The sequence below is a fragment of the Deinococcus radiodurans R1 = ATCC 13939 = DSM 20539 genome, from assembly GCF_000008565.1.
GTDB lineage: Bacteria > Deinococcota > Deinococci > Deinococcales > Deinococcaceae > Deinococcus > Deinococcus radiodurans.
On sequence record NC_001264.1, the window covers coordinates 331,325 to 345,417 of the forward strand.

Annotated in this window: 14 protein-coding genes; 2 read left to right on the top strand and 12 right to left on the bottom strand. The window is 70.2% G+C overall.

Features of this window, described 5'->3' with window-relative positions; all coding sequences use genetic code 11:
• Window positions 1–7 precede the first annotated feature (7 nt).
• From DR_RS15120 to DR_RS15130, 3 genes are read right to left on the bottom strand one after another with little or no spacing between them, the layout of a single operon-like run.
• A complete protein-coding gene (locus tag DR_RS15120) occupies window positions 8–763 on the bottom strand; it encodes a hypothetical protein (protein WP_010889565.1) in 756 nt (251 codons plus the stop codon).
• A gap of 26 nt (window positions 764–789) precedes the next feature.
• Window positions 790–1,629, bottom strand: a complete 840-nt coding sequence (locus DR_RS15125) for a hypothetical protein (RefSeq protein ID WP_010889566.1) — start codon at window positions 1,627–1,629, stop codon at window positions 790–792.
• A 35-nt stretch (window positions 1,630–1,664) separates the two neighbouring features.
• Window positions 1,665–2,282 (bottom strand): TetR/AcrR family transcriptional regulator, encoded by a 618-nt coding sequence (locus tag DR_RS15130; RefSeq protein WP_027480138.1) that lies wholly within the window; start codon window positions 2,280–2,282, stop codon window positions 1,665–1,667.
• A 192-nt stretch (window positions 2,283–2,474) separates the two neighbouring features.
• Between DR_RS15130 and DR_RS15135 the strand changes: the two genes are divergently transcribed.
• Window positions 2,475–4,202 (top strand): AMP-binding protein, encoded by a 1,728-nt coding sequence (locus DR_RS15135; RefSeq protein WP_034350654.1) that lies wholly within the window; start codon window positions 2,475–2,477, stop codon window positions 4,200–4,202.
• Window positions 4,199–7,474 (top strand): acetyl-CoA carboxylase family protein, encoded by a 3,276-nt coding sequence (locus DR_RS15140; RefSeq protein ID WP_010889569.1) that lies wholly within the window; start codon window positions 4,199–4,201, stop codon window positions 7,472–7,474. Before DR_RS15135 ends, DR_RS15140 begins: the two co-directional genes overlap by 4 nt.
• 1 nt (window position 7,475) lies before the next feature.
• Here the strand turns inward: DR_RS15140 and DR_RS15145 are convergent, their stop codons facing one another.
• From DR_RS15145 to DR_RS15185, 9 genes are read right to left on the bottom strand one after another with little or no spacing between them, the layout of a single operon-like run.
• Window positions 7,476–8,312 (bottom strand): urease accessory protein UreD, encoded by an 837-nt coding sequence (locus DR_RS15145; protein ID WP_010889570.1) that lies wholly within the window; start codon window positions 8,310–8,312, stop codon window positions 7,476–7,478.
• Window positions 8,309–8,950 (bottom strand): urease accessory protein UreG, encoded by a 642-nt coding sequence (gene ureG, locus DR_RS15150; protein WP_010889571.1) that lies wholly within the window; start codon window positions 8,948–8,950, stop codon window positions 8,309–8,311. Before ureG ends, DR_RS15145 begins: the two co-directional genes overlap by 4 nt.
• 20 nt (window positions 8,951–8,970) lie before the next feature.
• Entirely contained in the window at window positions 8,971–9,612 is a 642-nt protein-coding gene (locus tag DR_RS15155) for an urease accessory protein UreF (RefSeq protein WP_010889572.1), read from the bottom strand.
• Window positions 9,609–10,076 carry an urease accessory protein UreE gene (ureE, locus tag DR_RS15160; RefSeq protein WP_010889573.1) on the bottom strand — a complete coding sequence of 156 codons (468 nt, stop codon included), beginning with the start codon at window positions 10,074–10,076 and terminating at the stop codon, window positions 9,609–9,611. Before ureE ends, DR_RS15155 begins: the two co-directional genes overlap by 4 nt.
• A complete protein-coding gene (hypB, locus tag DR_RS15165; protein WP_010889574.1) occupies window positions 10,073–10,732 on the bottom strand; it encodes a hydrogenase nickel incorporation protein HypB in 660 nt (219 codons plus the stop codon). The genes ureE and hypB overlap by 4 nt, the downstream gene beginning before the upstream one ends.
• A complete protein-coding gene (locus DR_RS15170) occupies window positions 10,729–11,091 on the bottom strand; it encodes a hydrogenase maturation nickel metallochaperone HypA (protein ID WP_010889575.1) in 363 nt (120 codons plus the stop codon). Before DR_RS15170 ends, hypB begins: the two co-directional genes overlap by 4 nt.
• Window positions 11,092–11,103: 12 nt before the next feature.
• Window positions 11,104–11,661 carry a HupE/UreJ family protein gene (locus DR_RS15175; protein WP_010889576.1) on the bottom strand — a complete coding sequence of 186 codons (558 nt, stop codon included), beginning with the start codon at window positions 11,659–11,661 and terminating at the stop codon, window positions 11,104–11,106.
• Between the two features lie 13 nt (window positions 11,662–11,674).
• Window positions 11,675–13,381 carry an urease subunit alpha gene (gene ureC, locus DR_RS15180; RefSeq protein WP_010889577.1) on the bottom strand — a complete coding sequence of 569 codons (1,707 nt, stop codon included), beginning with the start codon at window positions 13,379–13,381 and terminating at the stop codon, window positions 11,675–11,677.
• On the bottom strand, window positions 13,378–14,064 hold the full coding sequence (locus DR_RS15185; protein WP_010889578.1) for an urease subunit beta: 687 nt from the start codon (window positions 14,062–14,064) through the stop codon (window positions 13,378–13,380). The genes ureC and DR_RS15185 overlap by 4 nt, the downstream gene beginning before the upstream one ends.
• Between the last annotated feature and the right edge of the window lie 29 nt (window positions 14,065–14,093).

A 14,093-nucleotide genomic window follows, 5' to 3' on the forward strand; every position in this document is an offset into this window, starting at 1 on the left:
CACACACTCAGCTGGCGCCAGCAGCGGCCATGACGCCCAGCAGCGGTTCGCGCCGCCGCAGGCCGTCCCAGGTGAGCGCCGCGCTCAGGGCCAGCAGGCCGACCAGCACCGCGCCCGGTCCCCACGCCCCCGGCAACTTCTGGGCGAGGCTGCCCAGCCCCAGAGCGGTGACGCCGTAGCCCAGACCGCGCAGCGCCCCCGACACCGGCCAGGGCACCAGCCGCGCCGTGCCGTACAGCACGCCCCCGAAGGCGAAGACCGCCAGCAGCAGCGTCCACGCCGGCAGCCCGAGTGCGCGCAGGGTGAACGCCAGTCCGCCCAGCACCAGCGCCCCGCCGAAGACGCTGATGCGCGCCCGGCTGAATTCCGGCCCCCACAGGGACGGCCCTACCGGGCGAATGCGGGGCCTCTTCCCCGCCGTTGGCGGGCTGGGCTGCTGAATATCCTCCGGCCAGACGGTCAGGGCGGGGGCGGCTGGCAAAGGCTCGGGTGGCGGGGCAGATACCGGCGGTGGGGCAGACACTGGCACAGCCTCGTCCTCCACCAGCACATTGGGTGTGGGGAAGTCCGGCAACGGCACCAGGGGCACGCTGCCAGGCCCAGGCGCAGGCCGTTCGCCCACCAGCTCGGCACGCAGGGCGAGCAGTTCATTGCGCAGCAGCCCGACCTCGCGCTCCGCGTCCGCCGCTCGCCGCTGCGCCGCGTTGGCCCGCACGAGCGCCGTGATTGCCAGCACCGCCACCAGCAGCACAAAGAGCACCATGCTCCAGCTTACTCAGGTCCGGGGGGTCAGAAGCCGAGTTGCTCCAACGCCCCGCGCACCAGCGTCATGCTCTGGCTGCCGGCGCGGGGCATCATGATGTGGTTGTCGCTGCTGCGCAGGGTCACGATGCCGCGCCGCGTGCCGTCAGGCCGGATGTTGGGCACCCGGTCACGAATGGGTGAGTAGACCAGCCCTTGCCCCACTCGCTGCACGTCGCTGCCCGAACTCTGCACTTCCAGATTGAACTCGACATTGTCCGGCGTCACGTCGCTGGCACGCTGACCCCGGTGGGCCGGGTCGGGCGCGCAACCGCCCGCGTAGGGACTTTGGCGGTAGTCGGTCCACAGCAGGCACTGGGTGTCGAGGTCAATGAGCAGCCGAAACCGGGTCGCCGGAAAATCGCGCACCAGTTGATGCCCGAACACGCTGCCGTGCGAATGTCCCATGACGATGATCTGCGCTCGGGGAAACTCGGCGAGAGCAGCGGCGAGTTGCGCCTTCACCCAGGGATAGCCGTGCTGCTCGGCGGCACTTTCCCGTGAGCGGTAAGTGTCCTGCACTTGCGCTGTGCCGCTGATGGTCCGCACGTGCCGGCCCCGCTGCCGGAGCCAGTCGCTGATGGCCGCGGTGCCACCACTCGCCGTGAGGTAGTCCCAGTTGTCGGCGGACTGACAGGTGAAGCCGCAGCGCCCGCTGAGCGTAACCAGAATCACGTCGGGGTCTGGGTCGGGCAGGGGCGCCGGCTGATGAACGAAGGTGGGCGCGCAGCCGCTCAGCGTCAGGGATGCAAACAGTGCTACTGCGCCGCCCGCCCGCATCCGCGCCGGTTTGCCCCACAGAGACGAATATTTCGGAGGAATTGACATGATGACAGTCTATTCGTCTCGCATCTAAACGCCCCTCAATCGAGCAACATCCGCACCGGCCCGTTCCAGCCCAGGTCGCAGGCCAACGTGACCACCTGCGCCCGGCTCAGGTGCGGGCGGCGCAGCCACCACAGACCGAGCTGCTCGAAGATGCCCGAGAGCGCGACGGCGGCGGCTTCCAGGCGTTCCTCGGGCTGCTCGGGCACGTGGCGGCGCAACTGCTCCACGACAAAAAGATGCGTTTGCAGCCGCAGCTCCAGCAACTGCTGCCCCAGTTCGCCGGTCAGGGGAACCGCTACGCCCCCGTAGAGCAGCAGCCAGCGCTGCGGGTCGGTCTCGACCATACCGAAATAGACCCCGGCGGCGCGCTCGAGCTGCTCGCGTGGGCTCTCGGCGTCCGCGAACGCCAGCGTGAGGTCGCGCTCATAGCCGGCGCGGGTGCGGCGCACGCAGGCGAGGTAAAGCCCTTCCTTGGAGCTGTAGTGGTCGTACACGACGGGCCGCGTGACCCCCGCCGCGCGGCAGATATCCTCGATGCTGGTGTACTCGTACCCCTGCGCGACGAACAGCCGGTCGGCCACCGTCAGCAGTTGTTCCTGCCGCTCTGCCCGGCTGAGGCGGCGTGGTCGGGGTGAGGGGGCAGGGTCGGTCATGTCGGGTCCTTGGAAGCAGAAAAAACGGAGGTCATGAGTCGGCGAGGTGACTTGAAGGGGAGACTTGAAATTACAGGGTACCCCAGGTACTTTGGGGTTCAAACCTACAGCCTGTAACTTCTTACGCCAACCGGGCGTGAGTCTCTCTTTGCCGCGACTGTTCCCGGCTCCCGCAGCCGCCCCGAGGTGGTCATGACCTATACCGATTCCGAAGAGCTCTACCTCGCCGAACTCAGTCGCCGCCAGCAAGAGAGCTGGCCCGCTGGCCGCCCCCGCGTGGCCGAGTATCCGTTTGGCGAGCGGCCCGTCACCGCGTACCTGCACGAGTGGGCGACGCGCCAGCCTGAGCGCGCCGCTATCGAGTTTTACGGGCAGACCCTCACCTACGCCGAACTCGACGACCTGAGCGACCGGCTGGCGTCGTGGCTCGAAGAACGCGGCGTCTTGCCGGGCGAGCGGGTCGCCGTCTTGCTGCCCAACTGCCCGCAGTTCAATGTGGCTTTTCACGGGGTGCTCAAGCGCGGCGCCGTGTTCGTGCCGCTCAGTCCGCTGGCGCGGGGCGGCGAGTTGCAGCACCTGCTCGACGAGGCCGACCCCGCCGCCCTGATCGTGCTCGACGCGCTGTGGCCGGTGGCCGAGCCGCACCTCGCCGGGCGCGCCGTCCGCGAAGTGCTGCACGTCGGACTGGCGGCGACGCTGCCTGACAGGCCCACCCTGCCGCTGCCGGACTTGCTGCGGGCCGCCGCCGCGCAACCGGCAGGCCAGCACGACCTGTTCGCGCTGCTGCGCGGGGTCACGGTGCGCCCACAGGCCGAGCCGGCGCTCGATTCGCCCGCAGTCATCAACTTTTCCGGCGGCACCACCGGGTTGCCCAAGGGCTGCCTGCACCACCACCGCGACCTGATCTACACCTGCGCGTCCTACTGCGCGGTGGCGGTGGAGCGGAGCGAGCATCCGGTGTTTCTGAGCTTCCTGCCGCAGTTCTGGATTGCGGGCGAAGACCTCGGCGTGCTGTTTCCGACCTTTCTGGGCGCGACGCTGGTGCTGCTGACGCGCTGGGACGCCCAGGCTTTTTTGCGGGCGGTGCCGCACTACGGCGTAACGATCACGACCCTGCTGGTGGATCAGGTGGACGAACTGCTGGAGCATCCGGCGGCGGCGCAGACCGATTTTTCCTCGCTGCGGCAGGTGAACGCCGTGTCGTTCATGCGTAAGCTCAACCCCGACTACCGCCGCCGCTGGGCCGCGTTGACCGGCAGTCTCATTGCCGAGGCGAGCTACGGCATGACCGAGACGAACACTTGCGACACCTTCACTACCGGGTTTCAGAAGGATGACTTCGACCTGCTCAGCCAGCCGACTTTCGTGGGGCTGCCGGTGCCGGGGACCGAGTTCAAGGTGTGCGACTTCGAAACCGGCGAGCTGCGGCCCTTCGGCGAGGAGGGCGAACTGTGCGTCCGCAGTCCGGCGGTCTACAAGGGCTCGTGGCGCGAGCGCCGCGCCGAGTCACCGGGCGGCTGGCTGCACACCGGCGACAGCGGCATCATCGACGAGCAGGGGCTGCTGCACTACCTGGGCCGGCGGCGCGAGATGATCAAGGTGAGCGGCATGAGCGTGTTTCCCGGCGAACTGGAAATGCTGCTGGGCCGGCACCCGGCGGTGAGCGGCGTCGGCGTGCTGGGGCGCCCGCACGAGCGGCGCGGCGAGGAAGTCGTCGCCTTCGTCGTGCCGCGTCCGGGCCACGACCTGTCGGCCGCAGCCCTGAGCGAGTGGTGCCGCGCCGAGATGGCGGCCTACAAGGTGCCCACCATCTATTTCCTCGACGAGTTGCCCCTGACGGCCACCGGCAAGGTGGACAAAAAGCAGCTGTTGCCGCGCCTGGCCGAGCTGACGGGCGAGGCGCCGGGCGGCGGCGCATGACGCCCCGCGTGTTGATTGCCAACCGGGGCGAGGTGGCCGTCCGTATCGAGCGGGCGGTGTCGGCACTGGGCTGGCAGAGCGTGGCCGTTTATGCCCCGGACGACGCCGGGTCGCTGCACGTGCGCCGGGCGGACGAGGCGGTGGCCCTCAGCGGACGCGGGGCGGCGGCCTACCTCGACGGAGCGGCGCTGCTGCGGGTCGCGCAGGAACACGCGGCGACCCACGTTCACCCCGGCTACGGCTTCCTGAGCGAAAACGCCGACTTCGCGCGGGCCTGCGCGCAGGCGGGGCTGGTGTTCGTGGGGCCGGACCCCGACACGCTCGACCTGTTCGGCGACAAGAGCCGGGCGCGGGGGCTGGCGCAGCGTCTCGGCGTCCCGGTGATTCCCGGTACGGACGGCGCGACCACGCTGGAGGAAGCGGCGGCGTTCATGCAGGCGCAGGGAGGCGCGCCGGTCATGCTCAAGGCCTGCTCGGGCGGTGGCGGGCGCGGGATGCGGGTGGTGCGGCAGGCTGGCGACCTCGCCGCCGCGTTCGAGCAGGCGTCACGTGAGGCGCGGCTGGCGGTGGGGCAGGGCGACCTCTACGCCGAGCGGCTCATTGAGCGGGCGCGGCACATCGAGGTGCAGGTGGCGGGCGACGGCCAGAGCGTGACCCACCTCTGGGAGCGCGACTGCACCGTGCAGCGCCGGCACCAGAAGCTGCTCGAATTCGCTCCGGCGCCGCACTTGCCCCAGGCCGTCCGCACCGCCCTCATCGGCGCGGCCCTGCAACTCGCGCAGGAGGTGAAGTACCGTTGCCTCGGCACCTTCGAGTTTCTGGTGACGCCGGGCGGCGACTTTTATTTCATCGAGGCCAACCCGCGTTTGCAAGTCGAGCACACCGTGACCGAGGAGTGGTGCGGCACCGACCTCGTCACGGCCCAGTTGCGCCTCGCGGCGGGCGAGACTCTCACGGCGGTGGGACTGGCAACGCAACCCGCCGACGCCGCGCCGCCCCCCGGACAGGCGGTGCAGGCCCGCGTGAACATGGAAACGCTGGGCGCGGACGGGCAGGTTCATGTCGGCGGCGGTCAGGTGCAGACCTTCACCCCGCCCGGCGGTCCCGGCGTGCGGGTGGACACCTTCGTCACCACCGGCCTGACCCCCAGCCCGCAGTACGACGCCCTGCTCGCCAAGGTCGTCGTCCACAGGCGCGACGCGGCGCTGCCGGGCCTACTGCGGCAAGCGGCGACGGCCCTGAGCGAGTTTCAGATTGCCGGGGTCAGTACCAACCTCGCCTTTTTGCAGGCGCTGCTGCACCACCCCGACGTGCAGCACTACGAGCTCTCGACCCACTGGCTCGACGAGCGGCTGCCGGAGCTGGTCACGCAGGCGGCGGAGTATGACGACGTTTCCGCGTCCACTCAAGCTCCGACGAGCAGCGGGCCGTCTCCCCTGCCCGACGCCACCCCCGGCACCGAGCGGCTGACGGCGCCCACGACGGGGATGCTGGTCGCCTACGACGTGCATCCGGGCCAACGGGTGCGCCGGGGCGAGTGCCTGGCGGTGGTCGAGGCGATGAAAATCGAGTTTCAAATCGAGGCGCCGCGCGACGGGCAGGTCGTGGCGTGCCACCTCACGGCGGGCAGCAGCGTCACCCTGGGACAGCCGCTGCTCGACCTCGCTGCCGATGAGGGCGCGGACGACGCAGTGGCCGCCGAGGAGGAGCGTGACCTGGATGCCCTGCCTGCCTCCTACGCCGACTGGCAGCGGCGCCTGCGGGCGACCACCGACGAGGCGCGCCCCGCTGCCGTGGAAAAGCGGCACGCGGCGGGCAAACTGACGGCCCGCGAGAATGTCGCCGCGCTGCTCGACGCGGGCAGTTTCAACGAACACGGCGCCCTGGCCCTGGCCGCGCAACGGGGACGCCGCAGCGAGGAAGAGCTGCTGGCGCTCAGCCCGGCAGACGGCCTGATTACCGGGGTGGGCACGGTCAACGCGGGGCAGTTTCCCGACACCGCCGCCTGTGCGGTCGCGGCCTACGACTACACCGTGCTCGCCGGCACCCAGGGGTACTTCAATCACCACAAACTCGACCGGCTGATCGCGCTGGCTGGGCAGTGGAAGTGGCCGCTGGTGCTGTTTGCCGAGGGCGGCGGCGGGCGTCCGGGCGACACCGACATGCCGGTGGCGGCGGCGCTCGTGACGCCCACGTTCCTGAACTTTGCGGCGCTCAGCGGGCAGGTGCCGCTCGTCGGCGTGGCGGCGGGCGCCTGCTTCGCCGGCAACGCGGCGCTGCTCGGCTGCTGCGACGTGGTCATCGCCACCCGCGACAGCAGCATCGGGCTGGGCGGCCCCGCCATGATCGAGGGCGGCGGGCTGGGCGTGGTCGCCGCCGGGGACATCGGCCCGGCCGAAGTGCTGGCGCAAAAGGGCGTCGTGGACCTGCTGGCCGAGAACGACGCCGAGGCCAACGAGCTGGCGCGGCGTTACCTCACCTACTTTCAGGGTGACGTGACCGGGTGGGAGGCCGCCGATCAGCGCGAACTGCGCTGGGTGATTCCGCAGGTGCGCAAGCGGGCCTACGACGTGCGCGCGCTGCTGCACCTGCTCGCCGACACCGGCAGCGTGCTGGAACTGCGCCGCGCCTTCGCGCCCGGCCTGCTCACGGCGCTGGTGCGGATTGGCGGCAAGGCGTTCGGGGTCATCGCCAACGACCCGGCGGTGCTCGGCGGCGCCATCGACGCGGCGGGAGCGGACAAGGCGGCGCGCTTCCTCAACCTGTGCGACACCCACCGCCTGCCGGTGCTGTCGCTGGTGGACACGCCGGGCTTCATGGTCGGCCCGGCGTCGGAGGCCGAGGGCGCCGTGCGGCACGTCTCGCGCCTGTTCGTGCGGGCGGCCAAACTCACGGTGCCATTTTTTGCGGTGGTTACGCGCCGCGCTTACGGCCTGGGCGCGCAGGCGATGGCTGCGGGGAGCCTGCACGCCCCCGCCCTGACCGTGTCCTGGCCCGGCGGCGAGTTCGGGCCGATGGGCCTGGAAGGCGCCGTGCGGCTGGGCTACCGCCGCGAACTGGCCGCCGTGAGCGACCCCCAGGAGCGCGAGGCCCTTTATCAGAAGCTGGTCGCGCAGGCCTACGCCCAGGGCGAAGCGGTCAACGTGGCCGCGCACCTCGAAGTGGACGCCGTGATCGATCCCGCCGAGACCCGCAACTGGCTTTTGCGGGCGCTGCGGGTGTCTCCGTACTCGGCGCAGCGCCGGGAAGGCGGGCTGGTGGACCCCTGGTAACTCAGCGGCGCAGCACGAGCGGCGCGGCCCCGAACAGGTCGTGTCGCACCTGCTCACGGAGCTGCCGGGCGGCGTGGTCGAGTGCCGGTCCCGTCGCCGCCACGCCGCGCGCCCAGACGGCTCCCCCGGCGCTGAGGCCACTCGCCCAGCCCGGCGCCGTGGTCGGCGACTCGGCTGCTGGGCGTCCGGCAGCCGAGTCGCCGGCCACCCACACGCCGCTGGCGAAGTAATCGTTACCGCCGAGCACCCCCGGCGCGCGGCTGTGCGGCCCCGGCCTGAAGTGCTGGCGGTCGAGGTAGACGCGCTCCTGCGCAGCGTACACGCTGACCTCGCTGCGGTAGTCGGCCCAGGCGAGCCGCTCGCCCATCTGCACCCGCCCGCTCGCCAGGGTTTCGAGCAGCCCGAACTCGGCCCCCGCGCCCAAATCAGCCCGCAAGTGCTGGCGAAAGCGGCTGCCCGCAAAGGGCAGGGTGCGCTCGGGGTAGTACTCCAGCCGTGCCCCGACCCCGACGTGAAAGTGCAGTTCCTGGGTGGCCCACTCGCCCCCCGGTGAGGGCTGCACCCGCGTGGCCGACTGCGTGAGGATAAGCACCCGTGTTCCCGCGCCCGCCTCCACGTGAATCTCGCTGTGGTCGCCGCCGAGCACGCCGCCGGTCGGGTTGACGATAAAGACCATCAAGGTGCCGCACGGCAGACGGAAGGGCCGCACCACCATCAGAGGCGCTTTTTGCAGGTCGCGCAGCAGCGCCGTTTGCCCGTGCCGCACGCCGAATTCGAGTTCGAGGCGCCCGGTGCGGGTGCGGCGGCCCAGGCTGACGGGCGTTCCCAGCGTAGTCAAAGACCGACCCGTGGCGGCGTCACGTCCCGAAACAGCAGGTCGTGCTCGATCCAGGCGATGATTTCGTCCACGCCCGCCCCGCTTTTGAGGTTGGTGAAGACGTAGGGGCGTACTTCATCTCCAGCCCTGCGCTGCGCCCGCGCGTCGGCATCCATCACGCGCAGGTCGGCGCCCACCAGCGGAGCGAGGTCGGTCTTGTTGATGACGAGCAGGTCGGAGTGCCGGATGCCGGGGCCGCCCTTGCGCGGCACTTTTTCGCCGCCCGCCACGTCGAGGACGAACAGCCAGGCGTCCACCAGCTCGGGCGAAAAGGAGGACGCGAGGTTGTCGCCCCCCGACTCAATGAACAGCAGTTCGAGGCCGGGAAACTCGCCTTGCAGCGCCTCGACGGTTTCCTGATTGAGCGAACTGTCTTCCCGGATGGCGGTGTGGGGGCAGCCGCCGGTCTGCACGCCGCGGATGCGTTCAGGGGCCAGCGCGGCGGCGCGGGTCAGGATGCGCTGGTCCTCGAAGGTGTAGATGTCGTTGGTGATGACGGCGAGGTCGTAACGGTCGCGCAGCTCGCGGCACAGCACTTCAAGCAGCGCGGTCTTGCCGCTGCCGACCGGGCCGCCGACGCCGATTTTGAGGGGAGTCATAGCAACATTCCTTTCTGCTTTCAGCTCTGAAAAAGCCGCTGGTCGAGGGTGGCCTGCTCCTGCGCGGCGATGTCGAGCAGGGGGGCGAAGCCGCCGAGGTCGTCGGGGGTGGCGCTCAGGGCAAAGCCGACGCACGACTGCGCCGCCGCCTCGCAGCGGGCCGCGCAGCGCTGGGCGTCCAGGCCGCCGAGTTTCATCAGCCGGGTGGCCGAGGTCACGCGCCCGAGCAGCCAGGCCGAGACGTAGGCGGTCATGGCGTCCTCGCGGCCCGCCCCCAGCACGCAGGCGACGGCGCCGAAGGTGGTCGCGTGGTGCGTGGTGGGCGGCACCCCGGCGAGCTCGTCCGGCCAGAGGTGACGCGCCGCCCGGCGCAGGTTGGCCCCGACCCGCAGGCTGGCGCGGCGCGGGCCTTCGACCAGCTTGAGGTCGCTCAGCAGGGCGTCGAGGTCGCTGAGGTCATCGGCACCCGCCCCCCACGCCAGCGCACAGGCGGGCGCGTCCTGCTGCCCCCAGCCGTGCGCGAGTTGCCCGGCGAGAAAGGCGGCGAGGTCGTCGGCGGTCCGCACTTCGCCGCGCTGCGTCAGGGTTTCGAGGCCGTCGCTGAAGGCGTAGGCCCCGGTGGGAAAGGCCGAATCGGCGAGTTGCAGCAGGCGCAGGTTCATCCCTCGTGCTCCCAGCTCGGGCGCCCGTGAAAAGGCCGCGTCTCGCGCGTAAATGGCACGCCCAGCCGCGTGAGCAGCAGCTCGATGGGGGCGTCCCAGGGGGTCAGGAAAGCCCCTGCGTCTTCCACGAAATCGCGGTGCAGGTTGCCCACGGCGTGCGCGGTGTGGGCGGCCTCGGCCAGCGTGCGCGGCACCACGACTGCGACGTCCTCGGGCGCGGCGCTCACCACGTAACTCACGCCGCCCCGCGTGCCCAGCACGGTGCCGGGGCTGAGGACCGTGCCTGTGGGAAAGGCAAGCTGCAACTCGGCGCCGTCCGGAGCGTGCAGGCGGCGGCGCACCCGGCGGCGGTCTACGGCGGTCAGGGGGACTTCGACCTGTGGCCCGTCTATCGCCTGTTCCGGCGCTTGCTTGGCCCCAGCGATAGGCAACAGCGGGCGGCGCAGGCCGGTCAGCCTCGTCAACGCTCGCCCCGCACGAAGGCGTACCAGGCGTCCAGCCCTTCGCCCTGGCGGCTGCTCAGTTCGATGACCGGCACGCCGGGCCGCGCCCGGTCGATGTTCTCGCGGCACAGGGCGCGGTCGAAGCCCACCGCGTCGGCAATGTCCATTTTCGTAATCACCACCACGTCCGCCGTGTTGAACATGGTGGGGTACTTCAGCGGCTTGTCCTCGCCCTCGGTGGTCGAGATGAGCACGGCGCGCGCCGCTTCGCCGAGGTCGTAGGAACTCGGGCACACCAGGTTGCCCACGTTTTCCAGAAACAGCACGTCGAGGGCCGCGAGGTCGAAGCGCGGCAGCACCTCGCCCACCATCGCCGCGTCGAGGTGGCAGACGGTGCCGGTGACGATCTGCTCGGCCTGCGCGCCCCACTGCCGCAGCCGCGCGGCGTCGTTGTCGGTGGCGAGGTCGCCCACCGCCACCGCCATGTTCAGCCCCCTGGCAAGGTCACGCAGGGTGCGTTCGAGCAGCGCCGTCTTGCCCGCGCCGGGGCTGCTCGCGAGGTTGATGGCCCGCACGCCCGCCGCCTCGAAAGTCCGGCGATTCTCGGCGGCAGTGTGATCGTTGGCTTTGAGGATGTTCTGACGAACGGTGACGATTCGGGGAGCAGTCGCAGTCATAGATTCTCCAATTCAAGCTGGTCTAATTCGAGCTGATCTAATTCAAGTTCGTCGCCTTGCAAGAGCCTCGGCGTGGGCGCTCCGCACAGCGGACAGCGTAGGCCCCGCCAGACTTCCAGTTCGACGGGGCCGTGCTGCGGGCACTCGCCGACGCCCGGCACCCGCTCGATGCTCAGGCGCGCTCCGGCGAGCGGCGTGCCCTCGGCGCAGGCGGGAAACGCGGCGGCCAGCGCTTCAGGCACCACGCTCGACCACTGCCCCACCCGCACGGTCAGCGCCGAGGCGCGGGCGGCGCCGTGTTCGCGCAGCACGTCGCCGGCCACGTCGATGAGCGCGAGGGCGATGGAAGCTTCGTGCATAGGTCGAAATCCTCAACCGAGCAGCAGGCCGATGCCGGCCAGAGCGACGCCGCCCCCCACCAGGCGGCGGGTCCAGACGCCCCGCGCCCCCAGCCGGCCCAGGCCATAGCCGGCAGCGTGGAGGCCGACCGTGCTGAGGGTGAACCCCGCGAAAAACTCGGCGGCGCTCAGGCCTGGCGGCAGTTCGGTGCCGTGAGCGTGACCGTGAAAAAGGCCCATTACCCCCACCACGGCGGCGAGGGCCGGAAGACTCAGCCGGGCTGTGAAAGCCAGCAGCAGCCCCAGCACCGTCACACTCAGGGCCACGCCCTGTTCGACGAACGGCAGATGAACGCCGTGGATGCCCAGCAGGCCGCCCAGCACCATGGCCGCCACAAACGCCAGCGGCACCAGCAGACCCCGGCGGCCAAACGGCGCGGCCAACACGCCCACCGCCACCATCGCCAGCAGGTGGTCGAGGCCCGACAGGGGATGAGCCACCCCCGCCGCGAAGCCCGCAGCGTGCTGGCCGGAATGGGCCAGGGCCGACGAGGCCAACAGCAGAACCGACAGAACACGGATTTTCTTCATCAGACCACCTTTTTCAGAATAGGAAGTACTTCTGCGCCAGCGGCAGTTCGTCCACCGGCTCGCAGGTCACGAGTTCGCCGTTCACGCGCACCTCGTAGGTCTCGGGGTTGACCTGAATATCAGGCGTCTCGGCGTTGAGCTGCATGTCTTTTTTGCCGATGTCGCGGGTGTGTTTCACGGCGCTGTAGCGGCGGCCCACGTCGGGCAAGTGTCCGCCTTCCAGCCCCGCCTGAGACACGAAATGCAGGCAGGTGGCGTCCGGGCAGCCCCCATAAGCGGCGAACATCGGGCGCGGGTAGACCGGCTGCGGCGTGGGAATGCTGGCGTTGGCGTCGCCCATCTGCGCGGCGACCACCAGACCGCCCTTGAGAATCAGGCTGGGCTTGGCCCCAAAAAAAGCCGGGCTCCACAGCACGAGGTCGGCGAGTTTGCCGACTTCCACGCTGCCGACTTCGTGGCTGATGCCGTGGGCGATGGCGGGGTTGATGGTGTACTTGGCGACGTAGCGCCGGGCGCGGAAGTTGTCGGCGCGGCCATCGGGCGCAAGCGGCCCGCGCTGCACCTTCATCTTGTGCGCGGCCTGCCAGGTGCGGGTAATCACCTCGCCCACGCGCCCCATCGCCTGCGAGTCGCTGCTCATCATCGAGAACACGCCCAGGTCGTGCAGCACGTCCTCGGCGGCAATCGTTTCGGGGCGAATGCGCGACTCGGCAAAGTGCACGTCCTCGGGAATGCGCGGCGAGAGGTGGTGGCAGACCATCAGCATGTCGAGGTGCTCGTGGATGGTGTTCACCGTAAACGGCATGGTGGGGTTGGTGCTGCTCGGGAGGACGTTGGGCAGCCCCGCCACCCGGATGATGTCCGGCGCGTGCCCGCCCCCGGCGCCCTCGGTGTGAAAGGTGTGGATGGTGCGCCCGGCGAAGGCCCGAATGGCGTCCTCGACGAAGCCCGACTCGTTGAGGGTGTCGGTGTGGATGGCGACCTGCACGTCGTAGTCCTCGGCGACGCTGAGCGCGGCGTGAATGGCGGCGGGGGTGGTGCCCCAGTCCTCGTGCAGTTTGAGGCCGAGCGCCCCGGCCCGAATCTGCTCGGCCAGCGGAGGCTGGGTGCTCGCGTTGCCCTTGCCGAGCAGCCCGAAATTGAGTGGCAGCCCGGCGAGGCTCTCCAGCATCCGGTGAATGTGCCACTGGCCCGGCGTGCAGGTCGTGGCCGAAGTGCCCGCTGTGGGGCCGGTGCCGCCGCCAATCATGGTGGTCACGCCCGACTCGAGCGCCGTCCAGCACTGCTGCGGCGCGATGAAATGGATGTGGGTGTCCACCCCGCCCGCCGTGAGAACCAGGCCCTCGCCCGCCACTATTTCGGTGCTCGCGGCGATGGTCAGCCCCGGCGTCACGCCGTCCTGGGTGCCGGGGTTGCCCGCCTTACCGATGGCCGAGATGCGCCCGTTTTTGACGCCCACGTCGGCCTTGATAACGCCCCAGTAATCCAGAATCAGCGCGTTGGTGATCACGAGGTCGGGGACGTTGGCGTCGTCTCGGGTGGCGGCGCTGCTCTGGCCCAGGCCGTCGCGGATGACCTTGCCGCCGCCGAATTTGACCTCCTCACCGTAGGTCGTCAGGTCGCGCTCGACCTCGATAAGCAGCTCGGTGTCGCCGAGGCGCACGCGGTCGCCCACCGTGGGGCCGTAAAGGTCGGCGTACTGCTGGCGGCTGACTTTCACTGTGCGCCCCCGAAACCCGCCGCCCGGGCGCCTTCGAGCGCGGCCTCGCGGGTGCCCGGCGCGTCGAGGTCGCCGTTCACCAGCGCGTTCATGCCGTACACGGTGCGACTTCCGCCGAGCGGCACGAGGTCCACTTCCCTTTCCTCACCGGGCTCGAAACGCACAGCGGTCCCGGCGGGGATGTTGAGGCGGAAACCATACGCGGCGGCTCGGTCGAAACGCAGCCCGGCGTTCACCTCGAAAAAGTGAAAGTGGCTGCCCACCTGCACCGGGCGGTCAGCGGTGTTGGCGACGGTCAGCGTGGTGACGGGCCGCCCGGCGTTGAGTTCAATCTCGCCACCTTCCAGCAGGTACTCGCCCGCCACCCGCCGGCTCGCCGCGCCGCGAATGGGGTCGTGGACGGTGACGAGCTTGGTGCCGTCGGGGAAGGTGCCCTCGACCTGAATCTCGTGAATCAGCTCTGGCACGCCGTCGAGCACGTCGTCGGGCGTCAGGATGGCCGCGCCGAAGCTCATCAGGTCCTCGACCCGCCGCCCGTCGCGGATGCCTTCGAGGACTTCAGCGGTAATGAGGGCGACCGCCTCGGGGTGGTTGAGTTTCAGCCCTCTGGCGCGGCGTTCGCGGGCGAGCTGGGCCGCCGTGAAAATCAGCAATTTGTCGCGCTCTCGTTCGGTGAGTTGCATGCAGGCGTCCTCCGGGGGCCGGCGCGGGG

Bases quoted from the DNA above. Each gene is read 5' to 3' on its own strand.
- DR_RS15130 (WP_027480138.1), bottom strand. From the start codon at position 2,282: ATGACCGACCCTGCCCCCTCACCCCGACCACGCCGCCTCAGCCGGGCA.
- DR_RS15140 (WP_010889569.1), top strand. From the start codon at position 4,199: ATGACGCCCCGCGTGTTGATTGCCAACCGGGGCGAGGTGGCCGTCCGT.
- DR_RS15175 (WP_010889576.1), bottom strand. From the start codon at position 11,661: ATGAAGAAAATCCGTGTTCTGTCGGTTCTGCTGTTGGCCTCGTCGGCC.
- hypB (WP_010889574.1), bottom strand. From the start codon at position 10,732: ATGACTGCGACTGCTCCCCGAATCGTCACCGTTCGTCAGAACATCCTC.
- DR_RS15125 (WP_010889566.1), bottom strand. From the start codon at position 1,629: ATGTCAATTCCTCCGAAATATTCGTCTCTGTGGGGCAAACCGGCGCGG.
- DR_RS15170 (WP_010889575.1), bottom strand. From the start codon at position 11,091: ATGCACGAAGCTTCCATCGCCCTCGCGCTCATCGACGTGGCCGGCGAC.
- DR_RS15185 (WP_010889578.1), bottom strand. From the start codon at position 14,064: ATGCAACTCACCGAACGAGAGCGCGACAAATTGCTGATTTTCACGGCG.
- DR_RS15120 (WP_010889565.1), bottom strand. From the start codon at position 763: ATGGTGCTCTTTGTGCTGCTGGTGGCGGTGCTGGCAATCACGGCGCTC.
- ureG (WP_010889571.1), bottom strand. From the start codon at position 8,950: ATGACTCCCCTCAAAATCGGCGTCGGCGGCCCGGTCGGCAGCGGCAAG.
- DR_RS15155 (WP_010889572.1), bottom strand. From the start codon at position 9,612: ATGAACCTGCGCCTGCTGCAACTCGCCGATTCGGCCTTTCCCACCGGG.
- DR_RS15135 (WP_034350654.1), top strand. From the start codon at position 2,475: ATGACCTATACCGATTCCGAAGAGCTCTACCTCGCCGAACTCAGTCGC.